The 26,515-nt window shown below is 52.8% G+C and carries 17 protein-coding genes; 7 read left to right on the top strand and 10 right to left on the bottom strand.

Translation table 11 applies throughout. From position 1 onward, the window contains the following. Positions 1-13 precede the first annotated feature (13 nt). A complete protein-coding gene (locus MFFC18_RS13200) occupies positions 14-2,125 on the top strand; it encodes an acyl-CoA dehydrogenase family protein (RefSeq protein ID WP_075085001.1) in 2,112 nt (703 codons plus the stop codon). 129 nt (positions 2,126-2,254) lie between these two features. Here the strand turns inward: MFFC18_RS13200 and MFFC18_RS13195 are convergent, their stop codons facing one another. The 4 genes from MFFC18_RS13195 to MFFC18_RS13180 all read right to left on the bottom strand — a co-directional run bounded on the left by MFFC18_RS13195 (position 2,255) and on the right by MFFC18_RS13180 (position 7,744). Continuing rightward, positions 2,255-3,745 (bottom strand): sulfatase, encoded by a 1,491-nt coding sequence (locus tag MFFC18_RS13195; RefSeq protein ID WP_084417184.1) that lies wholly within the window; start codon positions 3,743-3,745, stop codon positions 2,255-2,257. Between the two features lie 85 nt (positions 3,746-3,830). Beyond that, a complete protein-coding gene (locus MFFC18_RS13190; RefSeq protein WP_075085002.1) occupies positions 3,831-4,604 on the bottom strand; it encodes a hypothetical protein in 774 nt (257 codons plus the stop codon). A gap of 497 nt (positions 4,605-5,101) precedes the next feature. Then, positions 5,102-6,124: a DUF1559 family PulG-like putative transporter gene (locus tag MFFC18_RS13185; protein WP_075085003.1), complete on the bottom strand. Its 1,023-nt coding sequence runs from the start codon at positions 6,122-6,124 to the stop codon at positions 5,102-5,104. Positions 6,125-6,667: 543 nt separating this feature from the next. After that, the gene (locus MFFC18_RS13180) at positions 6,668-7,744 is read right to left on the bottom strand and encodes a succinylglutamate desuccinylase/aspartoacylase family protein (protein ID WP_075085004.1); all 1,077 of its coding nucleotides are present in this window, start codon (positions 7,742-7,744) and stop codon (positions 6,668-6,670) included. A 316-nt stretch (positions 7,745-8,060) separates the two neighbouring features. Here MFFC18_RS13180 and MFFC18_RS13175 point away from each other — a divergent pair, with 316 nt between their 5' ends. From MFFC18_RS13175 to MFFC18_RS13165, 3 genes are all read left to right on the top strand, one after another. Further along, a complete protein-coding gene (locus MFFC18_RS13175; RefSeq protein WP_075085005.1) occupies positions 8,061-9,653 on the top strand; it encodes an arylsulfatase in 1,593 nt (530 codons plus the stop codon). 768 nt (positions 9,654-10,421) lie between these two features. Beyond that, positions 10,422-11,744: an efflux RND transporter periplasmic adaptor subunit gene (locus MFFC18_RS13170; RefSeq protein ID WP_075085006.1), complete on the top strand. Its 1,323-nt coding sequence runs from the start codon at positions 10,422-10,424 to the stop codon at positions 11,742-11,744. Positions 11,745-11,884: 140 nt separating this feature from the next. After that, complete coding sequence (locus tag MFFC18_RS13165; protein ID WP_075085007.1) at positions 11,885-15,256, top strand: efflux RND transporter permease subunit; 3,372 nt, start codon at positions 11,885-11,887, stop codon at positions 15,254-15,256. A gap of 163 nt (positions 15,257-15,419) precedes the next feature. On the opposite strand, the gene MFFC18_RS13160 is transcribed toward MFFC18_RS13165, so the two are convergent. Beyond that, entirely contained in the window at positions 15,420-15,824 is a 405-nt protein-coding gene (locus MFFC18_RS13160; RefSeq protein ID WP_075085008.1) for a hypothetical protein, read from the bottom strand. A gap of 384 nt (positions 15,825-16,208) precedes the next feature. Between MFFC18_RS13160 and MFFC18_RS13155 the strand changes: the two genes are divergently transcribed. The 3 genes from MFFC18_RS13155 (at position 16,209) to MFFC18_RS13145 (ending at position 18,713) form a co-directional block, all read left to right on the top strand. After that, positions 16,209-16,514 carry a transposase gene (locus tag MFFC18_RS13155; protein ID WP_068267815.1) on the top strand — a complete coding sequence of 102 codons (306 nt, stop codon included), beginning with the start codon at positions 16,209-16,211 and terminating at the stop codon, positions 16,512-16,514. Then, positions 16,511-17,395: an IS3 family transposase gene (locus MFFC18_RS13150; protein WP_084416835.1), complete on the top strand. Its 885-nt coding sequence runs from the start codon at positions 16,511-16,513 to the stop codon at positions 17,393-17,395. Before MFFC18_RS13155 ends, MFFC18_RS13150 begins: the two co-directional genes overlap by 4 nt. Before the next feature lie 559 nt (positions 17,396-17,954). Further along, the gene (locus MFFC18_RS13145) at positions 17,955-18,713 is read left to right on the top strand and encodes a CPBP family intramembrane glutamic endopeptidase (RefSeq protein ID WP_157665177.1); all 759 of its coding nucleotides are present in this window, start codon (positions 17,955-17,957) and stop codon (positions 18,711-18,713) included. Positions 18,714-18,796: 83 nt separating this feature from the next. Here MFFC18_RS13145 and MFFC18_RS24970 read toward each other — a convergent pair whose 3' ends face one another. The 5 genes from MFFC18_RS24970 to MFFC18_RS13125 all read right to left on the bottom strand — a co-directional run bounded on the left by MFFC18_RS24970 (position 18,797) and on the right by MFFC18_RS13125 (position 26,497). After that, positions 18,797-18,940 (bottom strand): hypothetical protein, encoded by a 144-nt coding sequence (locus MFFC18_RS24970; RefSeq protein ID WP_157665176.1) that lies wholly within the window; start codon positions 18,938-18,940, stop codon positions 18,797-18,799. Positions 18,941-19,455: 515 nt separating this feature from the next. After that, complete coding sequence (locus MFFC18_RS13140; protein WP_157665175.1) at positions 19,456-21,318, bottom strand: hypothetical protein; 1,863 nt, start codon at positions 21,316-21,318, stop codon at positions 19,456-19,458. Positions 21,319-21,854: 536 nt separating this feature from the next. Then, positions 21,855-23,813, bottom strand: coding sequence for a hypothetical protein (locus MFFC18_RS13135; RefSeq protein ID WP_075085060.1), 1,959 nt, complete (start codon positions 23,811-23,813; stop codon positions 21,855-21,857). A 181-nt stretch (positions 23,814-23,994) separates the two neighbouring features. Next, positions 23,995-24,315 carry a carboxyl transferase domain-containing protein gene (locus tag MFFC18_RS13130; protein ID WP_148618862.1) on the bottom strand — a complete coding sequence of 107 codons (321 nt, stop codon included), beginning with the start codon at positions 24,313-24,315 and terminating at the stop codon, positions 23,995-23,997. A 421-nt stretch (positions 24,316-24,736) separates the two neighbouring features. Beyond that, complete coding sequence (locus tag MFFC18_RS13125) at positions 24,737-26,497, bottom strand: serine hydrolase (RefSeq protein WP_075085058.1); 1,761 nt, start codon at positions 26,495-26,497, stop codon at positions 24,737-24,739. Between the last annotated feature and the right edge of the window lie 18 nt (positions 26,498-26,515).

The raw sequence follows: 26,515 nt of genomic DNA, 5'->3' as shown, positions 1-26,515 counted from the left end.
GCTGGAGCACACGATGTTGAAGACGCCAGAATCAAACGATGAATCGATTGGAAATCCGTCCGCGAAAGACAGCGACGACGCGATGGCTTTGATCCTGCAGCAGGCTGGTAAGTCTGCGGACGAGGTGGCCGCGCTTTCGACTTTGGATGACGCGGATCGCAGCGCCGAAAGTCAATTCTCTGGCGAAGCTCCCACGATCACGGCGCTTTTCGGCAAAGGCAAGGCCCGCGAGTTCTTCGCCGGAGATTTTGCTCCGTCGGCGAATGTCGCGAAAGTCATGGGCGAGTGTCTTGAGTTTCTGATGCAGCGGAAGAAAGAGAACACGCTCTGCAATCACGAGAAAATGCTGTTTCGCGAAGACATCATCACCGGTCTGGCGGAACGTGGCTTCTTCGGGCTCGCGATCCCGGAACAATACGGCGGCAGCGGAGCCAAACTTGGTGACCTCGGTCCCCTGCTCCGCGCGTTGACGTTCGTCCATCCTGACCTCGCCGTCATGTTCGAAGTCCATAACTTTCTCGGCCCCGTCACGCCGATTCTGGATTTCGGAACCGACGAGCAAAAAGAATATTTTCTGCCGAAGATGGCCAAGGGCGAACTGCTTGGATCGTTTGCTTTGACCGAACCTGGAGTCGGCGCCGATCCAAGCAAGCTTTCGATGACCGCGCGGCTGGAAGGAGACCACTACATTGTCAGCGGAGTGAAGTGGCCGATTACGAATGTGATCTACGGCGGCGTTTGCATTTTGATTGTGAAGCTCGAAGGCCACGACCTGAAACCGGGTCGCGATTCTGGCATGATCGTGTTCGAAGTGCCAAAGTCGGACAACGCGAATTTCGCGATGAAGCGAAACGATTTGACGGCGTTCGACTATCTTTGGAACGCGAGATTTCGACTGACCGATTGCAAGATCCCGAAATCAAGTTTGCTTGGCCCGCCCGGACGCGGTTTGGCTCAGGCGTTCAGTTCGCTGGCCAAAGGCCGTGGTGGAATTGGTGTTAACAGCGCGGCAAAGACGTTCAAGTTGCTGGCTCACGTGATTCTTGACCCGGAACTCGAAGGCGCGGAATCGAAGGCTCATGGTGACGCTCCCAACGGCGGCGGTTGGACCAGCTTTCGCAGCACGTTTGGCAAACCGATCGGTGCTGCACCGCGAATTCAGACATGGATCGGCCGCGCGACGGCCCACGGTTTGGCGGCCCGCGTCCTCGGCGACCTGTGCTTTCGATTGGCAGCCAACGGAGTCCGTGACGAAACTCAGGGCATGATCGCGAAGGTTTACGCTACGAAATGTCTGCTTCAAACAGCGATCAACTGTTACCAGATTCAGGGCGGCCGTTCGGTGCATACCGATGAGAAACGCAAGTTTACGCGGATGAAAGCCGCCGGTGCGACAGACCCGTCCGCGGACAAATCGCCAACAGGTCACAACGCTTCGATGCCCGATCACGCGATTGAGAACTACATCGGCGAGAACATGCACGAGTTCACGATTGCGACTGTGTACGAAGGCCCCAACCCGGTGCTTTCGGACGTCGGTGCTCCCAATGCGATGACGCGAAATATCCGCGGTAAGTATTTGGAGCCGATCGGAATCGCGGAAGTCGAAGGCAAGTTTGGATTCATGCCGAAAGCGAAATTCGGAGCCTTCATCGCCAAGTCCATGGTGGGTTCGGTGTTTGGTTCCTGCGATATGTCGGGGGTGCAAAATCGCTTTGAGGAAAAAGACACCTACGTTCGCAAAGCCATGAAACGGAATCGTGTTTTGGGACGCCGCATTTTGATGATCATCGCCAAGTATCAAAAGAGCTTCATGGATCAGAGCTTTTTGCTGGGCGACGAAGGTGGAGTTTTCGATCAGCTTTGCCACAACCTGGCTTCGCTGTGTTTCGCATTGTCGATGGAAAAACGTGATCCGGAGTATCTGAAAGTCGCCGCTGCCCTCGATCTTGAAGCCAGCATTCGACTCAATGGCCAGGAGAGTTCACCGTATCTGCAAAAGCTCTGGGCCGAGATCGGTCAGTTGATGATGGATCGGGATTCGACGCTGCATAAAGACCTGATTGCCGACATCGATGTTCAGCCGATTCCACTCGATCCGCGCTTCATCGATCGGTTTATCTAGAGCCAGTTTCAAAACGGATCACCTGGTAGTGGCTGCGGCGTCTCGCCGCAGTATTTCTGGTATTAACTGCGGCGAGACGCCGCAGCCACAAGGTTTTGAAACTGCCTCTAGAGCAACGCCGCGCTCCGTTTACTTTTCGTAGGGCTGGCCTTTGTTGGCGTTCAGCTCTGCGGAAAGTTGTTGCATTGCGTCCTGAAAACGATCCTTGTTCGCGACGTTTTCATTTTCGTTGGGGTCCGAAGCGTGGCTGAACATCATGCGGCCCATGATCTTGCCCATTCCAACGGGGCCTTTGCCGGAACTGCCGCCGGCTTTGCCGCGAAACTCGGTATAGCGAAAGTCCTTGGTCCGGATCGTGTCGCCGAATTGATAGCGACCGATGGCGTAAGGTTTCAATTCCACGGCGGGATCCTGCAACGCTGGAACCAAGCTATTGCCGTCCAGGTTTTCCGGTGCAGCGACGCCGGACAGCTCGCAGATCGTCGGATAAAGATCGATCAATTCCACGATTCCGGTCGCACGCTGGCCTGCTTTGATCGCATCATCACCGGGAACCGAAATGATCAGCGGCGTCCACATCGAAGTTTCAAAACAGCTGTGCTTGTTCCACAAACCGTGTTCGCCAAGCTGCCAACCGTGGTCGCTCCACAGGACAATAATTGTGTCTTCCGCCAGGCCCGTTCGGTCAAGCGTTTCGATGATCCGCCCAATTTGAGCGTCGATAAAGCTGATCGATGCGCGGTAGCCGTGGATCAAATCGATTGCTTTTGACTCGTCCATCGGTCCTCGCGGCGGAATATCCGAGTACGCTCTCAGTTCGCCAGATTGGTGCAGAGCAACCTTGGGAACATCGTCAGGCGTTTGATGGTTTTCAGCGATTTTGATTTCGCTTCGATCGTACATGTCCCAATACTTCTTCGGCGCGATGAACGGAAGATGCGGCTTGTTAAAGCCAACCGCCAGAAAGAAAGGTTGCTCTGGATTTTTCGAAAACTGTTCCAGCTTTTCAATCGCCACCGTCGCCGACTGGCCATCGCCGTACTCCTCATCAGCGACATCCGCGGACTCCGACGCCGGGCCACGCCGTTCGCGATTGGAGTTGGGATACTTCCGTTTGTGTTCCGCGATCGACGCCTGTCTCGCAGGTTCATTGAAGTACCGGATTCTCTGGTGACGGACCGGCGGCTCTGACCAGTCGTCCGCGTGATCATCCATGTGGTGAAAGATTTTTCCAATGCTGATCGCCGTGTAGCCGTCGTTCTTGAACTGGGCATGCAGCGGCATCGCGTCAGGAACTTCTTTGCTCAACCACGTCAGGTAGTTTCGAAACCGAGTCGGAGCCGGACGCCGTCCGCTCATAACAGCGGCACGGCTTGCCCCGCAGGTTGGCACCATGCAGTAGGCACTTTCAAACAACACGCCTCTCGAAGCAAGCGCGTCGATATTGGGTGTCGTCATGTACTGCTTGCCGTAGCAGCCAAGTTCCGGCCGCAGGTCATCGACAGCGATAAACAGCACGTTTTTCCTGTCCTGAGCTGCGGCGAAGTTTACAAAAACGGAAGTCAGCATGGCCACAAGAACGATGCGGCGCAAGAAAGTCTTGAAGGGCAATTCAGTCATATCCAAAGGATGTCTATCGAGTCAGAAATTGCCTTGGCCGATCACTTTGGCGTATTACAAACGCGCGGATCGGCGAAAGCGTGAGTCAATTCGCCTGGAGTTTGTCAGCGTCTTTTTCGTCTGCCGAAGGCTCGTCAGCTTCTTTCTCTTTCGAATCTGAATCCGTTTTCGCAGCAGCATTTTCGTCGGCGTTTGAAGATTTCTTTTTCGGGTCTGGTTTCGGCTTGCGATGAATGAACATCTTGAACTTCTGTCGGCCAGCGAGACCGACTAGCTTTTCCTCGCCTGTTTCTGGGATCTCAAGAACGTCCTCACAGGCGATACGAGTCTTCGCGTAAATTTCTTTCGCTTTATCCAGACGATCTTTTACTTCGGCCGCCAGTTTCTTGTGAAGCGACTTCGTTGGTACGGCCACGATCATTCGTGACGATTCAAAAACGACGAAGCCGTTCTTCTTCGTCGTCGCCATCAGCCGACCTCTCTTCAACGCCAGTGCTTTGTTGCTGAGCCGAACTTCGTATTTCTCCGTAGAAGAAAAGAGATCCTCGTACTGCTTTTTTACTTCAAGCCGCAGTTTCTCTTTTCGTTCCGCCGGAGTCAGTTTTTTCTCAGCCGGAACATCAGGCTTTTTGGCCGCGTTGTTTTTGGCAGGACCCGCGTTGTTGTTCGCAGCAGCATCCGTGTCCTCGTCAGCTGAATCTTCCCCTGGCGGTTTCTCTTTTTTTTCCGCCGGGTCCTTCTTTACCGTGGGCGGCATCTTGGATTGGCCAAAGCCATTTTTCTTTGAAAGTTGAGCGAAAGAAACGCTGGACGCGCTCAAGATACAAACCGCAATTGCCAAGCTGAGAACGGATCGCATAAGAAGCCCTTTTTGGGAAGTGGACGAGCAAAGTGAGAGAGGCAGTTGCCTCACTTCGTGGATTCCCATTGTAACAGAACGCAATCTTTTCTCACATAGTTCACAACCGAGCGAAAAACGCGAAATGCGCAGCTCTACGCCACCGCGGCGTGCAATCGCGTTTGTTTAACGGCAAGCCGTAGGCGACCGCGAGCGCTCGCTGCAGACACCGTCGCCTTCGGCTTGCCGTTAAACGAATTCTTGCGGCCCCGACTCAATTCCGAGCAGAACCGTTTCGTCCTGCCAATCCAGCAATCCCCGCGTGCGAAAAACGCGAAATGCGCGGCTCTACGCCACCGCGGCGTGCAATCGCGTTTGTTTAACGGCAAGCCGTAGGCGACCGCGAGCGCTCGCTGCAGACACCGTCGCCTGCGGCTTGCCGTTAAACGAGTTCCTACGGCTCCAACCTATCTCCAAGCAGAGCCGTTTCGTCCTGCCAATCCAACTATTCCTGCGTGCTAAAAATCGCCTGCTGATACGACTTCTGCACCATCGATGCTGGAAAGCGAACGCAGAATGTTGATCTCGATTCCGTCATCAACAAAATGCACCGAGCCGTCAGCAAACGCAAATTGGGCTCCGCCAGGATGCGCACTGTTGAAGCAATGCGTGTTCTCGAACTCCGGTTCTGCGAAGTAGTCCCGATTCGCATTGATCCCATCGACGCCGACGCTCTTCACCGTCAGCGTTCGACTTGGAACAAACACAACGCGGCCGCCGATCGTCGTTGGAGTTCCCGTTGCGCCGAAAGTCCAGCCCGCTCGATGGGCAAGGAATCCACCGTTTACGCTTGAGCGTGAAGTTTCTCCATAGGCGATCGTGTTTGACATTCCATCGCCGATGTCTTGCGTTCCGATCGCTGTTTTCTTCGAGTACGTAGGATAGGTCGCGCCCCGCTTGAGAAACGGTGAAAACACTCCGCCAACTCCGATCGGACCGTATCCAGTTCCCGCATCGTATGAAGGGTAAGATCCGCTCGAATCAGTCGAGACCGGCCCCGAACAACCGATGTAGTGTGTCGTCGCGCCCGCCAGCAATGTATCGGTCGCCTCGTAGTCCTTCTGTTTTGATGACGGGCAATAGAGAGCCGCGACCGGGATCGCCATTTGAGCACACTTATGCTGCATGTCCTCATTGGTTGGACAGGCTCCCTCACCAGCGGCCAACTGATTGGCCAGCGTCTGCATATCCATTTGCGGCAGAATCTCTCCGATCCAACTGCCGCCAAACTGAGCCATGCCTCCGCCTTGCAAAGTCATCGGCCCGGAACCAGGCGGAAACCGATCGTAGGCGGAGATGTAATTCGTCGAAGCCAAAATCAATTGCCGCAAATTGTTCTGGCAACCTGCTCGCCGGGCAGCTTCCCGTGCGGCTTGTACTGCGGGCAACAGCAATCCGACAAGGATGCCAATGATTGCGATCACGACCAGCAGTTCAACAAGCGTAAATCCTTTACGGATTCTCTTCGAAGGGGATCTCATGTTTCTTCCTTTTCCAATGGACCAAAAAAGTCGCAGAGATGAGGGCAGTTAACATCGAGGGAAGAGATTCTGAAATGGATCGTATCAATGATCGTTGCCTGAATCAAGGCAATGGAGGCTAGGCAGTTGTTAAGTTTGGATAGTGGTACGTGAATCGATATTGACCGGACGTTCGGCCACAGTCGGTGCCTCACATTGCGATTGGGAGTCGGTTTCAAGATCCGCGTTTGATGTACGGGGTCACGGCTGAAGGCATGCATTGTCCGCCTATTAGCAATGCCTCGAATGCGTCGACTCAGTTAACGGCGATCTGAAAACGGTTCCGTCTCAAACCGTTGGTGTTAGAAACCGCTCACGAATGGCTGCGACTTGGTGCGATAGAAAATAGATTTCGAGAAGCGATATTATTCCGCCGCAACATACGACGATGATCCAATCAAATTTCGATACTTGGACAGCTAACCTTTGATGAACAGTCTGGGCACTGTTTGGTTTTGGTATATGTGAGCGGCAAGGCGTTAGCTGCCGGTTCGTTGCGCTTTGTCAGTCATCCAGCTCTGGCTTGACCACCAGAAGGTTTGATGCGAGTTCTTCAACGACGCGGCCTTCCAGGCCCTGCTCTTTTCTTCGCAGCTTTCTTAGCTCAGCCGGTTTCACGGATTTGGGTAGCATACCCAGATTGCAAATCGGTTCGCCTGGGCTGATCGCTGGTAAAGTCGTCATGCCGATCACCACTGCGTCGAAAGGCGCAGAAACGGTGTGACGGTCGCGGCCCAGCAAGTTCGTGTTAGTTGAAATCGGTTGGCCTTTTTCGATCACCTCACCGGGCTTCACATGAAACTCCAGAAAGCCACCTTTTTCCGCGCGAATCCATTTCGATTTCTTGACCGTGACCTGATAGTCAGGGCTCTCAGGTTCCTGGTCCAGCATGTTTAACTCTACCAGCACGTTTTTAACCCCGCGTACCGAAGATTCGACGATCCCGGGTTCCACTTTAAAGACCTCTCCGGCTTCCATGACAATGGTGTGACAACCGGCCTCGCAGGCCTCTCGCCGCAGTGCTTTCTTGGGCCCTTTGCCGTCCATAATGATCTCGCAACCGAAAGCTTCCGCGATCCGTTTGACTTCCGGGTTCTGCAAATCGCCTCTCACGTTCGGATAGTTCGTGCGGCGAACCGAAGCGCTATGAAGGTCGATGCCATAGTCGCAACGCATCACGATTTCGTCGAAAATGGTCCGAGCCATTCGACCTGCCAAGCTTCCAGTTTCTGATCCCGGAAACGCACGATTCAAATCGCGTCGGTCCGGCAGATATCGCGAATGACGATCAAACGCGAGAATGTTGAGCACGGGAACGAGGATCACCGAACCTCTTACCAACGACAGTTCTTCGTCCTGAACCAGCTGGCGAATCGCACCCGTGCCGTTAATCTCATCGCCGTGCAACGCACCGGTGACAAAAATGGTTGGCCCGTCTGCTTTGGCACGTCGGACGTGAACAGGAATTTTGACAGTCATCCCGCTATAGCTTTCGCTGACTGCGAGGAAAATGTCTTTCGATTCTCCCGGAAGCACGCGTTGACCATTCCAGTCATCAATCGTTTGTCGTTCAACTGGCATTTGTCATCAACCTCAAGCAGTGTCGAGAACTCCCGTCCGGCATCGCGGACTTTTGTTTTGCAACGTTGCAGAAGCTCTCCAGCGGAACAGTGTAAGCCGCTTTGCAGCTATCGGGTATCGCGAGATTGAAAATAGCGTGCACGCCCCCCCCCGGCGTCAGGCTCGACGGTGCTTTACTATCTGCCAGGGAGAGTTCAGAATCGCGGTTCCTGACGACGCCGCCCAGTGCAGCAGATTCTGGGCGACGGTGCCGCTGAGGAATTTGAGCGCACAGACCACGCATCGTTCACGACACATTTTTAGTACGAGCAACAGAATGACGAATAGACGATCAGCAAACATTTCGGCCATTGTCTTCGCCCTGCTCTTTGCAGGCATCGCCGCGCTCAGCCTCAACGCCGCCCCGACGAAACAGCCGTTCAACGAAGATGAAAACGAGCCGATCACGCAAGTCCGCGAAACTGGAGTGGTCGCGAACGCCGATCCGCTGGTGGGCAAAACAAAGTCGCGTCAGCCCAACATCATCTACATCAACACCGATGATTGGGGGATCGGCAAAGTTCCCTGCTACAAGCTTGATGACGCCAGTATGAAAATCATCAAGACGCCGAATCTGGACCGTCTGGCGGCAAACGGAATGAGATTCACGCGAGCCTATGCCGGCAATGCCGTTTGCGGTCCGTCTCGTTGTAGTCTGCTGACCGGCAAACACGGTGGTCACGCGGCGTGGCGAGCCAATTTCGGTACGGCTCCGGTCCCGGACTGGCCGCCAAGTTACCCGTTGCTTGGAGAAGTCGCGAAGGCTGCGGGCTACACGACCGCGGGCTTTGGCAAACTTAGTGTCGGAGGAGCATGCAAGCCAGAAACGATCACGCACACGGGATGGGATTACTGGCTGGGCTACCTCGGTCACGTAGATTGCCGCAGTTTTTACGGAACCCACATTTGGGAAAACGGCGTCAAGAAACCGATTCCCGAAAACGCGCGCAACAAAATCCGCGAACACGTTCCGGTGCTGGGCGAACACGGTGTCTTTACCGAAGATCTCTACACCGACAAGATCATCGATTTCATGACGGAGAACAAAGGGAAGCCCTTTTTCGTTTACTTCGCCAGCACCGTGCCGCATGGAGACGCGAAGACCGTTCCCTTTCAGGGGCTGTGGACGCCGTCACTCGAAGGCTACGACCAACTCGACGGCCACGAACTCACGAAACTTGAGCAGCTTTACGCCGCGCTGATGACGCGACACGATCGAAATGTTGGACGCATTGTGGAAGCCTTGCAAGAGCTTGAGCTTGCTGAAAATACCATCGTGATCTGGACCTCCGACAATGGCGATGAAGACAGCTATTACGGGCGAACGAAAACGTGGGACGGCAATGGTCCGTTTCGAATGTACAAACGTTACCTTTACGAAGGCGGGATTCGTGTTCCCCTGATTGCCAGTTGGCCCGGCACGATCCCGGCGGGTTCAACGACCGACCAGTGGACCACGCAATACGATTTGATGCCGACGATCGCCGATGCAGGCGGGTTGGCCAAGTCCGATCAGATGGACGGCATTTCGATACTTCCAACGTTGCGCAACCAACCTGACCAACAGGAACCGCGAGAGTATCTCTATTGGGAGTTCTACGAGCGAGCAAATCAACAGGCGGTTCACCTTGAAAAATGGAAGGGCTATCGAGTCAACGGCTTGAAAGGGAAAGTCGAGCTTTACGACTTGAGCACGGATGTTGCCGAAGAGAAGGATGTTGCCGCAGATTTCCCGGAAGTAGTTCAGCGAATCGAGAAAATCATGCTTGATGAACATGAGACTCATCCGTTCAAGCGTTGGCAACTTCCGGGCTTGGACGATTCGACGATTGGCGATCAGAAAGCCACCGGCGCGAAAGTCGACCAATAGCAATCTGAAACAGTCCAGATTGACCACAGCCAGTTTCGAACCTCAAGTTCGCCGTTCCAGGCACGCTTGGTAAACATCAGCGGCGAGGCGCGAGCCGCCGTTAATTGCGCATGGCGCGGGCGGCCGTTATTGCAAACATGAGCGGCAAGGCGCTAGCCGCCGTTGAAAGCGCAAGGCTCTACCTGCCGTTAAACGCGTAAGGCGGCAAAGCTCCTTACCCCCGTGCCCGACGTTTTCAGGCACGGTACCGCGACAAGGAACGATTGAAGCAATCACCATGTCCAGCACACATCTCTGGCGTCTGAAAAAGTGCACTCGGCAGAGGGCCCGACTCGCCTGTGTCTCGGCTTCAAAGTGCACCGGCTCTCGCGACTGATGATGGCGAGCCTTTTCTGCTACTGGCATTGTTAATCGAAAAAACGAGACTCAGCATTGCGATCCTGGTTGAATAATAAGAAGTTCCCGGCAAGCCGGTTCCGCAACTTCTCACAACGCCAGCCCCAAGCCGAGGCTCAATCGATAGATCCGCCTATTCGATAGATCCGCCTATTCGATAGATCCGCCTATTCGATAGATCCGCCTATTCGATAGATCCGGCAGAGAAGTAGCCTCGGAGCGATGGGCGTTCCAGGAACCGGTCTCAGAGATATTGCCGTTTTGGCCTTTGAACGTCCAGTGCCGCATCGCACTGAAATAATGGAACTAGACTATCCAATGACCTGGCTGCTTGCCGGGAAGACCTAACAAAATTTTCGTCCGGAATCGCAAATGAATTCGATCACGTCCAGCTCTCAACGAGAGATTGCTCTGAAGAACAGGTTCTGGACCTCACTTCTATCTGCATCCCTGACGGCGTTTCTCCTGGGAGGCATCGCAACCTACTTCGGCACAGGCCTGCTGAACCCGAACGCGGCCGCAAACGCCGGCAGCCCCGACAAGAAGCCGGTCAAAAAGTCCGGGCCGCAGGCCCAACTGGTTCGCGTTGGCACCATCGAACGAAAATCGATCACTCCAGAACGGGCTCTGATTGGAGATCTGGTTGCGGTGCGTCGCGCGACGATTGCTACGGAAGTCGCCGGCAAGATCATTGAGTTCTCTGTGGACGAAGGATCAAAAGTCATCGGCGGCGAAACGCTGCTGGCGCGAATCGACAATACCTGGACGAAGCTCAACGAAAGCAAAATCGCTTCCCAAATCGCCGAGAAGAAAGCGACGTTGGCTTTTGAAATGAAAGACCTTCTTCGCTACAACGAACTGCTCCGCAGCAGCGCGGTTTCTTCCAGCGAAGTCGAACTGAAGCGGGCGACGATTGAAAGTCTGGAGGCTTCGATCGGGCAGTTGGTGGTGCTGCAGAACGAAGCCCGGGAACGCAATGCGCGTCTGGAAATCTACGCTCCGTTCGACGGCAGTGTTGTTGCCAAACATGCGGAAGTCGGCGAGTACGTTTCGGTTGGCAGTCCGGTCGTTGAGATCGTTTCCAGTGGTCGAATCGACGCACAGATCATGGTGCCTGAAGACTCACTGCCGTTCATCGCGGTCGACGACGCGATTGATTTGATCGTCGACAGTTTGGGGCTGAGAATCCAGGGCCATGTGTTTTCCATCAACGCACAGGGAGCCATGGGCAGCCGAACGTTTCCGGTACGAATTCAATTGGACGATCAAGGTGGCAAGTTGCTGCCGGGAATGGGCGTCAGCGCGATGGTGCCAATGAAGAAAGAGTCAACAGAAATCCTGGTTCCACGCGACGCCGTGCTGATGAAGCCTGACGAGTCGAACGTCTGGATTCTGGAGTCCGCTACATCTGCTGAAATCGGCGATCCTAACTCAAACGCTGACAACCAGGAAACGAAAACGGTATGGCAGGCTCGGCCGGTTCCGGTTCACGTTCTGTCGCACACACGCGATTCCTACGCGATTGCGTGTGCACGCGAATCGGACGTCGAGAGGTTGACACCTGGAGTTCAGGTCGTGACCGAAGGGCTGGAACGCTTGATTCCCGGTGCGACGGTTCGCATCGATCCGGATCGCTCACCGTTAAAGGCAGTGCCTGGCGCGTACCGTACCGGGCAACAGGTTTCCGGGCGTTGAGTCTCAGTCGCCAACGCCTTGTGAGCTTCCAATGCTCGCCGCGGCATGCTGGGTTTTCCTGATGCCGACCGCGGAAGTTCATTTTCGTCTAAAGAACTTCGACCCGTTCGAATACAAATTACCTCACGACCCGGATCACCATGGACATCATAAAATTCAGCATCGAAAACCCGGTTAAGGCTGCCGTCGGTGTGATCCTTGTCCTTCTGTTTGGCGTTATTGCGTTGGCGAACATTCCGGTCCAGCTGACTCCTGATGTCGATCGGCCAGTCGTTACGGTGCGGACAAACTGGGCGGGACGCAGTCCGGAAGAGATCGAAAAATCGATCATCATCGAACAGGAAGAGAAACTGAAATCAGTCCAGGGGCTCTGGAAGATGACTTCGGTCGCCAGCCTTGGCAGTGCCAGAGTTACGCTGGAGTTCAACGTGGGTGCTTCGCCGGAGCGAATCCTGCAGGAAGTCTCCAACAAGATCGATGAGGTCCCAGAGTATCCGGAAGATGTCGACAGGCCGATCATCGACGTGGCAGATACTTCTGGCGACAACGCGATCGCATATCTGCTGCTGCAAGCCAAAGACCCTGATTTTGAAGTGGCGACATTTTATGACTATGCCGACCGCTTTCTCAATCCCAGCCTGGAACGGGTGGACGGGGTGGCAGAGATTGAAATCAAAGGCGGCCGCCAACATCAAGTCCAGGTTCGGTTTGACCCCAGGGCTTTGGCTCGACGCAGCATCACGATCTCCGAGTTGAACAACGCTTTGCGACTGGACAACGTTAACGCTTCGGCTGGCGACATGGCCAACAATCGGCAAGACATTCGCTTTCGAGTCCTGGGTCAGTACGACTCGCTGGAACCACTTCGCGATACGATCATCAAGTACGACGACATGGGTAGCCCGGTCCGTGTTTCTGATGTGGCGAAGGTTGAGCTCGTTCTGGAAAAGTCGATTCACTTCGACCAATCCAAAGGCAAGACGTCGATGACCATTTTTGTCAAACGTAAGACCGGCAGTAACGTGCTGGACATCATTGAACAGGTCAAGAAAGTCGTCGATGAGATGAACGCAGAAGGTGGCGTTCTGCGCAGCTTCAAAAACGATCGTTATGGACTTCGGTTGCGAATGGCGTTTGACGATTCAGATTACATCTACAGCGCCATCGGTCTGGTCCGATCCAATTTGTGGATCGGCGGCGGATTGGCCGTCCTGGTATTGTTGCTGTTTCTGCGCAGTTTCAGGTCCACACTAATCATTGCGGTTTCGATTCCGATTTCGGTCGTTGGCACGTTTGTGGTGATGTGGTTCGCCGGCCGAAACCTGAACGTCATCTCGTTGGCGGGGCTCAGTTTTGCCGTCGGGATGGTCGTGGACAACGCCATTGTCGTGCTGGAAAACATCGACCGACATCTGAAGCGCGGTGCCACTCCGCGTCGTGCTGCCTACTCGGGAACGCGTGAGGTCTGGGGTGCGATTCTGGCGTCGACGCTGACAACGATCGCCGTCTTCGCGCCGGTTCTGACGATTCAGGACGAAGCAGGCCAACTGTTCTACGACCTGATTTTGGCGATCTGTGCTGCGGTTGCGTTATCGTTCGTCGTTTCGATTGCCGTCATCCCGGCAGCCGCTGCAATTTTCTTGCGGCCTTCAGAAAACAGTGCAGCCGATCGCGCCCAGGCTGACGGAGCGAACCGACCTGCCTACGGGATTTTCGGGATCGCGAAATTGTTTGGTTGGATCGGTGATCGTTGGGCGGCGCTGATCTATCTGTTGACGTTCCGAAGTCTTTCCAGTGCGTGGCTTCGAATCGTGATCGTCGCTGTTACGATGGTTATGGCGATCTCGATCAGCATGCTGTTGATGCTGCCTGCCAGCTACTTACCCAACGGGACCAAGAATTTCACCTTCTGTCGCATGTCGACTCCCGCCGGATATTCGGTGATGGAAAACTTCTATGTCGGGCAGCGGATTGAGGAAGAGCTAAAGCCGTTTTGGAGCGCGAAGAGTTCTGAGGAGGCATCGAAGTACGGACCGGCGGTCGACAAGCGTACCGGGAAAGAGTTTTACGACATTCCGGCGTTGAAAGAGTTCTTTTTTGTCGTCGCTCGCGGCAGTGTTTTCATGATCGGCATCAGCGATGACCCGAACAACGTTGAGCCAATCGCGGCCGTCTTCAACAGGGCATTCGACATCATCCCCGGCAGCAAAGGCGTCACGTCGCAAGCTTCCATTTTCGGGAGAGGATCGGGAAGTTCCAATGCGGTCGACATCGAAGTCAGCAGCAACGATCTGGTGCGACTGAAGTCTGCGTGTTCGTATTTGGAACGTCAACTACAGGCACAGTTTTCAATGTTCTCAGTGCGATCCTCGCCTGACAACTTCGATGAATCGGGACCGGAACGACAACTCCGCATCAAGCAGGAGGTGGCCAAGCGTTTGAACATCAACGTCAGCGATCTGGCAACGTCGGCTCGTTCGATGATCGACGGAACGTTTGTCGGCGACTTTGATTTTGAAGGTGACAACATCGACCTGATTCTCATCCGTGATCCATCGGTCGAAATTTCGCCAGAAGAAATCGCCGGTTTGCCCATCGCCGTGAAGGAAGCAGACGGCTCGGTTGCAGTCGTGCCTCTGGAACAGATTGCGGACTTTGTCCTGACCGAGGCCTCTCAGGAGATTCGCCGAGTCGAACAGCAGCGAGCGATTTCATTGACCGTGTCGCCTCCCAACGACGTCGCGCTGGAGGAAGCTCAGGCCACGATTCTGGAGATCGTCGATCAGGCGAGAGCCGATGGTTATTTGGGCAGTGATACGTTTGTTTCACTCTCTGGCAATGCGGATCGACTTTCGGAAGTCCGGGCTTCACTGATGGGGCGATGGAGCGGTTGGAACTGGAGTTCGATTGGCAGCGTCGCGTTGAGCCGATTCTTTCTGGCTCTGGTCATCACCTATCTTTTGATGACCGCGTTGTTTGAGCACTTTCTGTATCCGCTGGTGATCATGTTCACCGTTCCACTGGCAACCGTCGGAGGCTTCATCGGATTGTGGCTGGTCCGCCAAAGTGATCCTACTCAGCAGCTGGATGTGTTGACGATGTTGGGTTTCGTGATCCTGGTCGGCGTGGTCGTCAACAACGCGATCTTGATTGTGCATCAGGCACTCAACAACATGCGCGGCGAAGCAACGGATGCCGATGGCGATTTGTCAGAATCTGTAGCCCCGATGCCGGCCAGAGAAGCAATTCGCGAATCGGTCAGGACGAGAATGCGTCCGATTTTCATGACCACCTGCACCAGCGTATTCGGAATGTTGCCTCTCGTCCTGGCACCCGGTTCTGGCAGCGAGCTCTATCGCGGTCTGGGCGCGATCGTCGTCGGTGGACTGGTGTTCTCAACGATCTTCACACTGCTGGCGATTCCACTGCTGTTCAGCTTGATGCTGGACGCTCAAGAGTGGTGGAAGTCACTTGCATCGAACGCCGGCACGCGATCAGAAACCCCAGTTTAGTAGTCATGTGGCGTCGTCGCTATGAGCCAAAGTCGGGCCGCGGATCTCTTTGCTCCATGGCGTGAGATGGTTTTAGCCACAGATCGACACGGATGAGCAAACAACGGGGGGCTGGAAACAGAATGGAGACAAAACAGCGACGAAACTCAATCGAGGCACTTCACTATTGATATACCCGCGGCCAGCACACATTTCTGGCGTCTGAAAAAGTGCACTCGTCAAATTGACTTTGCAAGCTGGGAATGCTTTTCGTTCTGCCATTGAGGGCAAACCTCAGTGAACTGCACAGTTGCATCAATGAGCAGCGGCAATGTTGCTTTCGTAGGGTCAAAATCCATTGAATGAAGCCGCTTTGCAGCGCTGCAGAGCCGTTGTGCAGCGCTGCAGAGTCGAGTTGCAGCGCTGCAGGGCCGAGTTGCAGCGCTGCAGAGCCGAGTTGCAGCGCTGCAGAGCCAAGTTGCAGCGCTGCAGAAGCCGGTTGCAGCGCTGCAGGATTACGTTGCAGCGCTGCAATGACCGGCTGCAGCGCTGCAATGGCCGCCTGCAGCGCTGCAAGTTTGCATTGCACTCCACCGAATGCAGCCTTCCTCGTTACCGAGTGGGGACGTCCCTATGCCCAGCAACGCGGTAAGAAATGAGTCACGTTCGCAGCGTCCCCGTTTGTTTCCCGATCAGTTGGCGCAAAACCGTCTGTGGTTGAACCGCGTATGGACGCCAATGCACGCGAATCGTCAGTGCGGAATTCGCGTTGACTGGCGTTCATTCGTGGCCGGTTTTCTGGAGGCGATTTCAGAACCTTGTGGCTGCGGCGTCTCACCTCAGCTACTACCAGAAATACTGCGGCGAGACGCTGCAGCCACTACCAGGTGGGTGTCGATCGGTGTGCATCATGCGATAGCCCAAGACTGGCGGACTCCGGCGGAAGATACGAGAATCCGCTTTGGAGGAAGCAATGTCAAGCAATGGAAAACGCACACGCCGGACTTTTTCAGAAGAGTTCAAGCGTGATGCGGTCAATCTGATCGTCAGTGAGGGCTACTCGTTTCGAGCCGCCGCTGAAGCCGTCAATGTCAACGAGAACAGCCTTCGCAACTGGCATAGAAAGTATGCTCCGGAGCCTGAACCTTGCGGTCCCGAGGCATCGCTGCAACAGGTTCTTGAAGAGAACAAACGCCTTCGCAAGCAGCTGAAGCGTGCGGAACTGGAACGTGAAATCCTAAAAAAGGCGACGGCGTACTTCGCGAAGGAGTCGCAGTGAAGTACGCGTGGATCAAACAACATCGCGACCAGTATTCCATCACGCTGATGTGTGAAATCTTCGGTGTCAGCAAGAGCGGCTACTACGATTCGATTGATCGGCCCGAGAGTAAACGTGCGGTTCGTTCTCGCGCGATTCGCGAATCTGTGAAACAGGTCTACGAAGAATCAGGGCAGATCTACGGCAGCTACAAGATCGCTGAGGAACTTGCTAACGACGCTCAACTGGAAACGGCTTGTCGCAACACGGTAGCGACAGCCATGCGAGAAATGGGGCTTAAAAGCTGTGTTTCGCGACAGTTCAAACCAACGACGACCAAGTCAGACCCTGACAAAAAGCCTGCTGAGAATCTTCTCTCCCAGGAGTTTGATGCCGAGGCTCCGAATCGCAAGTGGGTGGCAGACATCACTTACTTGCCGACGGTCGGTGGTTGGGTTTACCTCGCAGTAGTGCTGGACCTGTTCAGCCGCAAAGTTGTCGGTTGGCAGATGAGCGATCGATTGACGACACCGATCGTTACCGAAGCCTTGAGGAAAGCGATTGAATCCAGACGGCCAGAGTCCGGAACGCTGCTTCATCACAGCGACCGAGGCTGTCAGTACACCAGCGACGCGTTTCAGGGAATTCTTCGCACGCTGAACATTCAGTGCTCGATGAGCCGAACAGGATGCTGTTACGACAATGCCGTCATGGAGCGCTTCTTCTGGTCGCTGAAGCACGAATGGACGAAGCATCGTCGCTACGGAAACCTTGAAGAGGCTCGCATCAGCGTCTTCAAATACATCGAGGCGTTTTACAACTCGAAGAGAATTCATCAAACTCTGGGATACCAGACGCCCGAAGAATTCGAAAGAAACTATCGTGCAGCTTTAGCTGCTTAACATGAAACCGGAGTCCGCCGGTCTTGGGCTATCGCATCAGGGTGTCGGACCGGTGCAGGTTATCGAATGGACGTTGGACGCTTCCTGAGAATGACGGTTCCAGCTGTTATACATCCACCCAAGCCAGCAGTAATACTTAGGCCCCGCCAACTAATGCCGATGACATGCCAATCATTTGAATATCAAGAGCGCGAGAGTCATCGCTGAAGAACTTGACACCATATGCGAAGCCCAACGCAACCAACGTTTGGCATGCGTACATGATAAACAGTGCAGGAAACCACGTTTTAACGTAAGCCGGTAGGTTGAGTCGAACAGGAGATATTCGTGGTATCAGATGATATTTGAGGACTGTCTATCATTCAGTGGTCTCGTCGTACCAAACAATTAAAGCAGGCGTTTGGTATCTATTCGGCGACTGGCGTTCGTTCTTGGAGCTGATTCAGAAAATAGTTGTCATTGACAACTACCATGCCGCTCTGTAGAGTTCATGCATGTGGCACTTTTGCGTGCGATGCCAGGTTTTCTTGAAAAGACAGACGAAACAAAAGTGACTCTCATGAACGAATCAGCGAAATCTTTGCCGCAACATGGCACCACGCACCTGGAAACACTTGGCGGCACTCCTTCATCCAGGTTCGCGTTGGTGGTTGAGGTCATACTCTTCATCGGTATTGCGATAGTTTTGAAGTTCTTGGTCAACCAGTTAACTTTGCGATTCTCCGGACCGATTTCACTCGTGATGGTGCTGGTGATCTTGACATTTTATCTACGCACTCGTGGGCTCAAGTGGTCGGACATGGGACTCCGGGCCTTACCCGGAGTGAAAGCCAAATTGCTCGTCATTCCACAGTCCTTTTTGGTGGCCCTGGTATTCCTTGCCTTTGTTGGGCCGGTAATGTACGGAGCCGAAGTGTTTGGTTGGGAAGCCCTGACCGAAACACCGGTTGGCATCCAGGAACGATTTAACAATGTACGAGGAAACTTGCCAATGTTTCTGTTGTGGTTGGTGATTGTCTGGACGACCACGGCCTTTGGGGAAGAAATGTTTTTTCGCGGCTATTTGATTACCCGTTTGCAGAGTGCATTTGCGGATCTCAAATTTGGAAACGCATTGGCAGTGATTGCGCCGGCACTGTTGTTCGGTTTCGCCCACATGTCCTATCAGGGAGTTCGCGGGTTGGTGATGACGGGGCTGATTGGTTTGGCTTTCGGTACCATGTTCCTCGTGTTCAAGCGGAATCTATGGCCCCTCGTTTTGTGGCATGGGCTTACCAACACAATGAGCTTCACCGTGTTGTATTTGGGATTGGAGTAAAGTCGATCATCGATTGTTTGGGAGCAGGTTGTTGCAGCCGGCCTGTTTTTGAATCCCAACGAATCCCAACGATTGCCGACGCCTCAATTCGTCGACGTTTCGTCGTAGCTGCTTTCGACTTTCTCGCGCAAGGCTTCCATCTCCTCGGCGTCGGGCTCGTTGCCGGAGCGGCGCATGGCGGCGATGGTGATGTCCAGAATCGTCTTGCCTGCCGTCTTGTCTCCCATCACTCATCTTGCGCGTCAGGCATTCCCGCGACTCGAGCGGATGCCATGTCTCACGCTCGCGTAAGGCATGCCTTTCCAACGTCGCATGACTGAACATCGATCCAGATTGGCAGTGCGTGCGTTTGTTGGATTGCAGCGTTGTTCGAACCTGACCGTGACACAGCATGCTCATGCTGCGCGTGCGCAGGGCACGCCGCACTTAACGCAGGCTATCGGATGTTGCGAAGTCCCATCGGAGTTTCGCGCCGACGCGTCTTATCCACATCCACAATTCGCATCGGTCTTGGTCACTGAAGTGGGATAACAGTTTTACCTTTGCTCTCGCCTTGCCCTGATTCGAGATAGACAATTCTACAAAATTGAAGCACTTTGTCACCGAAATATCAGTACTTGGCTAACACAATCACCTCACATTCTCAATTCTGCAAACAACAGCGATCAAAATACAAAGAAACGCTGGACCCAGAAAAAGATCGACTTGGGAATGCCACGACTAACCCAACTGCATCAAACTCCTAATTAGATATGTCGTTGTTAGGAAAGTTATTTTCGAATACGTCGTCGTAGCTGTTAAAGACACCTCCAAGTTCGACGCGAACAACTCCTGATTCAGAATCTGAATTAATTTGATTTGATTCGTATCTGGAGTTCACTGAAGCTACCTGGCCTCCGTTTTTCACGTCGATCGCTGAGCCGTGTTCGCCTGCAGTATTGCTGAAAAATGTCGACGCCGTGATGAACGAATTTCCAAGACTCAGAAAAGTTATTGCCCCTCCTGTCAGACTGGCGACATTGGATTGAAAGCGGGTGTCGGAGATGTAGGCACGAGAGTCAAACACTCCGACCGCTCCTCCACTCATTGCCGAGTTGGCAGAGAAAGTTGTCTCTTCACGTAAGACCAGTGTTGCCTCGCTGGTAGCAAACACGCCACCTCCTATTCCATTCGTCGATACATTTTGGCTGATCGTCGAATTTGCAATCGCTAAACGCGAGCCCGTAAAAACGCCGCCGCCATCCTCGTTTGATGAGTTCGAACTCAACTCGGAATCGGATAACAAAAAGTAATCTCCTTGGTGAAAGATCGCGCCACCGTGGCCCGATTCATTGTTGGTAAATTCACTTCCAGATACCAACACCCTCGAATCGTTTGCGGTGTGAATCGCGCCTCCGGATCCGCCTCCATTTCCGAGGTGATCTGTCATGTTGCCGTCGAAACTGGAATTTGTAATGACGGTCAGACCGCCGCGAGCGGCAATTGCGCCTCCTCCAAACCCTCTTTGGGCAATGTTCGAATTTAGCTCCGAATTAACCACCCTCAATTCTGCCGGCGATCCTGAACGACTTTTAAGCAAAATTGCGCCAGCGCTCTCGGACGAGGTGCTCGATTCAATACGGCTACCGCGTAAAACGAATTTCGAGTCGCTGATCCAAACCGTTCCGCCTGTTGTTGAGAAATGACCCTCAAACGACGAGCCTTGAACGTACATCAAGCTACCATCTTTAACCACGATGGCACCGCCGACGTTTCCACCGGTATTCAAGTCGAATGTCGAATTTAGGATAACGGAGGTCGCTCCGCTGACTGACAATGCTCCACCAGCCGTTCCATCGTTGTTTGAAAACGTTGCATTCGAAATATAGAGGGAATCTCCCTGGAACTCGACTCCGCCGCCAGCAGTACCACGGTTGTCCACGAAGTTTCCGCCGAAAATATTGATTCGGGTTTGATCAATTGCGTTAATGGCCCCACCTCCATCTCCTGATCGGTTGTCCAGAAAATCGCTATTGGAAATTAACTGAGAGTCATCGGTTATAGAAATAGCCCCGCCCCAACGTCGCGACTCATTGCCAACCCTTTCGCCACCGAAAACTGTTTGATTCGCGACGACAACACTGCGTCCAACAGCAGCAATCGCGCCACCACGGTTGAATGCGAAATTTTCAGTGAATTCGGCGGTTGTCAATTTCAATTTTGCATTGTCAAGAAAAAGAGCTCCTCCCTGATCTCCACTGGAGGCGTTGCGGAAGTTTACGTTTGCGAAGACTGCATCGCTGCCATTGTCCAGAAACCCAACGCCGCCATTACCTTCCGAGGATGATGACTCAAAAGTCAGATCGCGCATGTAGACGCGTTGCGACGTACTGATTCGAAATATTCGTCCGGTGTTGCTTTCTCCAGAAAGCGAAGTTTGTTCTGATTCCGGACCTATGCGACCGCGTATTATCAGGTCGTCTTCGATTGTAAACTCTCCTTCGGTGACAGACAGGGTTCCGCTGCCAATCGACTTCGAGAAAACGATTCGGTCTCCGGTTTCATCACCAGGTGGAGCATCGCTAAATGGGCTGTTAAGATTCGACGCAACGATCGCTTCACGCATTGACAGCAAACCATCTGCTGCGTCGACTGTATCGACAAGAGTCGTGATGACGAATGTGGCAAGTGGCAGCTTTTTTTCAAGCGGTTGATACCAAGGAAGGTTGCATGCCCCGCCGTTTTTCCGTCTTGACTGCGCCCGATTCGGTTTTCGCCTACGTGGAAAAAGCATGCAATCTGCCTTGATGAAGATGCGAAGTGAAGTTCTCTCGCGGATTGTGCAGCACGATGACAGCTGCAATTAACCAATCAATGAGCTTCAGTCTTGAAGAACGAACTTACATACTCATATCGACTCGTGCTTTTCACGAAACTACTTGAGACTCACTTTGTAGACCGCTGCGAATTCGTTTGATTTCGTTCCAACTGGTGGGTGTAGTCATGCTGAGGTGCAAAAAAAAGAGCGTTTTCATGGTAATTAGTGGATTTCTAAAGGACCTCTGTGATTGTTCAGATCGCAGCGGTGAAGATCAAACACAAGTTCAGGCTTCGGTCGATGTGACCGAAGCAGCGTTTGCTGAATGTTTGTGAGCAACGTAATCACTTCTTTTTTCGCTTCTTCAGTAACTTTTTTCGCCGCTTCCGTCGTTTTCTACGCTCTTTGAGTAAATCGCGATGACTCACTCCCGATTCCAGGTTCAGCCGGTCGTACTCCTTTCCATCAATTTCGAGTAAAAGCTGGTCGCCGTCCCTTCGCATTGTGGACCAAACTGGATTTTCGTCGGCAACGGGATCAGGTATGTCCATACCTTTGGATCGAAAGTATGCCGCGTCAAAGACTTTGTCGTAGCTATCGTCGAGTCGAACCTGAGTTCCGTCGTTGGGCAAAGGCACAGGTCCGTGCTGAACGAAATATCCAGCAATCGTGGCTTCGTCGGCTTCATTGAAACGCCCGTGTTCGCGAATTCTCCACGTAAGGAAGTCTATGAGTTTTTCGGGGCTATCTACCCTTAGAGCGATAGTTCGAAACGTGTCTCGGTCAATTATCCACGGGTAGCCAGCAACTTCATCTTTCGACAACCAAATCGTCGGGTCAGTTGCGAGCAATCCAAAATAGCTGTCAAGAAAAACCACTGGGACTATCTGCTTTATAGCGCTCTTGTCGAGCGTGTCAGTTACGTTTCCGTTCTTGTCAAAGAGGCAAATCGTTTTATCGCTTCGATCGATGTAGTTGACAACCGAACAAGCCTGTTCGTAGCCCTCCTTAATCGTTGCTTTGATGTCATCGCGAATCTTTACCAAGTTGGCTCCGTGTCGGCCAATAGAACGGAGCGGCTTTGCCTTGCTTTCAACGATCAACAGTGTTCCGTTGTTAAAAAGCAACAGGTCACGCTCGGCAAGTTTTCCCTCTTCACTAAATGGAATGTAGTAAGACTCTGCCTGCAGATCCGGTCGAAAAACTTCGCCAATATACTTGGCTGCATCCCGCTCTAACAATTTATCTCGCTGTTTGTATAGACGCTGTTTCTGTCTGTCGGACTCAAACAACTCTGGGATTCTGTATAGCGGTGAAAAGCCGGCTCGATACATGTCAAAAAGCAAGTATTTCCCGTCTTGAAGCTCAGCAAAAGGGCGGGAACGAACAATGTCGTTGTCAAGTGGATAGCAGTAATCCTCATACGTCCCATTGGGTATGAAAGAGAAAAATTCAAGGAAAGCAGACGCCTTGCTTCCGAGCACTGGCTCAAAATCCTTTACGTCGAATTCAAACAGCGAATCGATTTTACGGGATCTTTCTTTGAATATATTTCCAAGGCGTGCACGATCTGGATCTTCCTCAATCCATTTGTCCATATCGGCATCACACGTAAACGACTGCGCTGCGCCTTTAAACTCTTCGTGCTTTGCATACAGAACACTGGAAGCCTCGCGAATCAGGTTCATCCGCTCGGGGATAAGGTAGTCAAGAACATGGTCAAACGCATGGACAACTTCTGTCACGCAGAGCGATGTTGCTGGCTCAATGATCTGTTTCGAAAAATCCGAAAACAGCGCCAAGATGTGATCCTTAACGAATTCATAGTACGTAATTTCTTGTTGAAAAGTATCAAGAAGGCTCATCGAAAGGGCAGCAGCACGGTGGGTGTCGTCACCTGGGTGAGCCGGGTTAGACGGTTTCAGGCTTTCAATCCATGAACGGTCAGCAAGCACTTTCCAAAGTAGTCCACACTGCTCAAAGAGCTCGTCGATGTCTTCGCACTCGACGGCTGAATCTCTATCAGAAAAATTTGTTGTAGCAATCAATGCCCTGAGGTGTCTGGCATGACCTGAAAAGTCGCTCAATTCAAATTCAGTCGAGACGTTGTGGCGTTCGATGTCGCGCAACCCGATCTGTAGAATAATTGAAGCAACCGTCTCAGGGCGCAACAACGCCTTGATTTTCGCTGAGATCTTTTCTGCGACAGAGTCAAATCGTTGCTGTTGAATCTCAATCGCTTCAGCGTTTCCTGCCGAGCTAAGCAGATGATCGATGTATTGTTTGCTTGTAATCTGATCCATCGAAAACTCCGTCTCACATTCAGTGCACGTTGACTAAACATGATACACCGCAAAAACAAAGGTTCAGGGATCTGGGCAATAGAAGCTGTTCTTTGCGGCACAGGTCCGAGACACCGACGGAGGAAGACGTTCGTTTGAACCTGCTTCAGATTCATCGACCGAAGCGTCCAACGACAACGCGTTAACCTCCACCGGTCCGGCACTGCGACGCATCAGCCAGGCGAAGATTCGTAGCTAAAGGATTGAGAAGTTTTCGAACTTGTAGCACACCCGTTCGGAATGGTTCGTCATCGGCGCGCTGTGTCACGGCTTCCAAAGCGGAAATCAACACGTTGCGTGTGTCCTGCGGATTAATGAACCCGTCGACCCACAGGTGGCTTGCCGTGTGGCGGATGTCGGTGGTTTCGTCGTGGCTGCTTTCGACTTTCTCGCGTAACGCTTCCATCTCCTTGGCGTCGAGCTGGTTGCCGGCGCGGCGCATGGCGGCGATCGTGATGTCCAAAATCGTCTTGTCTCCCATCACTCATCTTGCGCGTCTGGCATTCCCGTAACTCAAGCGGATGCCAGTCTCACGCTCGCGTAAGGCATGCCTTTTTAACGTCGCATGACTGACCTTCGATTCAGAATTGCAGTGCTTGCGTTTGTTGGATTGCAGCGTTGTTCGAACCTGACCGTGACACAGCATGCTCATGCTGCGCGTGCGCAGGGCACGCCGCACTTAACGCAGGCTATCGGATGTTGCGAAGTCCCATCGGAGTTTCACACCGAATGGTAATTGGCCAGTTCTCCCCATTTCCGTCAGTTGATGTGATCGAAGCGACTGCGATCGAAAATGTTTTGCCGCTATGCCTTTAATAAGACAAATCAGCGATCCAAGCTTGTAAAGATTGAATCGGCAATTGTCTACACGGCGATCAAGACCTTCAATTCTTGAGGAGTCCCTGAGCTTCGTCTCGAACCATATCGACAATGACGCGGTCGTGCCAGTCAGGGTTGCGTTCGAAATGTATCGGCGGAAAATCATCGACAATTTCCTCGACTTTCGCTAACAACTCGGCCGACTTTGTTTTGTTGCCAAGCTTGGCATGGGCGATTGCAAGGTATGAGTCTCGCGAGCAGGCACTATGTCGATCGAGTTGGCTAAAATCTTTTGCAGTTTGCAAAACCTTGATCGCCGATTCGTATTGGCCTCGACGTAGTTCCGCGATTCCTTTTGCCAAAGCAAGGTACGGTTGAAATGGCACATCTCCACCCCAATCAAACGTGCCTGCTTTGTCCACGTCGGCGTAAATACGATCTGCTATTTTTCCTGCAGACGTGAGATTGGTTGTGGCAACATTTGAAAACAAACACATCTTCACCGTTCGTTCTGCAAGTGATAAAGACGTTGTTTCGCTAAAATCAGCCAGCGTTTGATTGCAAAGTTCGCGATAGCGTTCATGCTTGCCGGTGTAGGCTAGAAAGAATGCGAGGCGATATGCGATGTCATGCCATTGTTCTGATTTTCTGGTTGCTTGGCTCAAAGCAATTGTGAGCTTTTTGTCAGCTGCGTCTGCTCCATCACTGCCATCACCTTGATTTCCGGTGATCAATCTGCGGATCTTGTTGACAACAGGACTGCCAGTCCGATCCATGTTCGAGAGCATGATCACTGTGAACCCCGCGTCAGGATAAATTTCCAGTTTGGAATGAATCCCCGGAAACCCTCCGCCGTGCCCAACAACAACTCCGGCAGGCGTTTGTTCAATTTCAAAACCGTATCCATAGCCCGGCGAATTCGGCTTGGGAGTCACCAACATTTTCGTGTGCTCTTCATCAAGCAATTCGAACTTGAGCAACGCTTGCGAAAAATTGAACAAGTCGTCGACTGTCGAAAAACCGCCACCAGCGGGGCCGCCTCGAATGACATGTCGATAAAGATTGTTTGACCAATCACGCTCGTTGTCTTTCTTAAAATAGCCAATCGCCAAGTTCTTGACAGGCTTGTCCATGTCATAACAGTCTGAATCAGCCATCTTCGCTGGTTTGTAAACGTGTTCACGGACAAAGTCGAAGTAGCTCTGCCCAGAAGCTTTTTCGATCACCACCCCAAGAATGAACATGCCTGTGTTGCTGTATTGCCAACGCGTGCCGGGCTCAAAAGCCAGCTTCTCATCGGCGACCATCGGCTTGTAGTCGTCAAGTTCACGTACAAATTCACGGGACGTATTGGCGAACTTGTCGCCGAAGTAACTTCCCAATCCCGATGTATGGGATAGCAAGTGAGTAATCTGAATCTTGTCAGTGATCTCGCGAGGAAGCCATGATTCGTCGACGTATTTCGACAACCGATCGTCCAAGGACAACTTCCCTTGCTGCACAAGTTGCAGCACAGAAACGGCGGTGAACATCTTGTTCATTGAACCAAGATTAAACTTTGTTTTGACATTGTTCGACACGTCGAATCGCCGGCTTGCAAGCCCGAAAGCTTTCTTAAGTAAAACCTCGTTGTCGCGAGCCAGTAAAATGGTTCCAGAGAACTTGTCTTTTGCTGCAAGGTCGTCAACTAGAGACGTCCACTCGCTCACGATTTCCGCACTGGGGAGTTGCTTGCGAGAGCCGGCTTGGCTTGTTTGGCCGGCACTTATGTTGCAACCAAGAACCAGAATGACGATTGCAGTTTTAAACCGTAGTAACCTTAACATGGTGTTCCTTTCAAGAAC

Origin of the sequence: Mariniblastus fucicola (assembly GCF_008087665.1) — a bacterium.
GTDB classification, from domain to species: Bacteria; Planctomycetota; Planctomycetia; order Pirellulales; family Pirellulaceae; genus Mariniblastus; species Mariniblastus fucicola.
The sequence above is the reverse complement of the archived record's forward strand: the minus strand, read 5'-3'. Positions and strand labels throughout refer to the sequence as shown.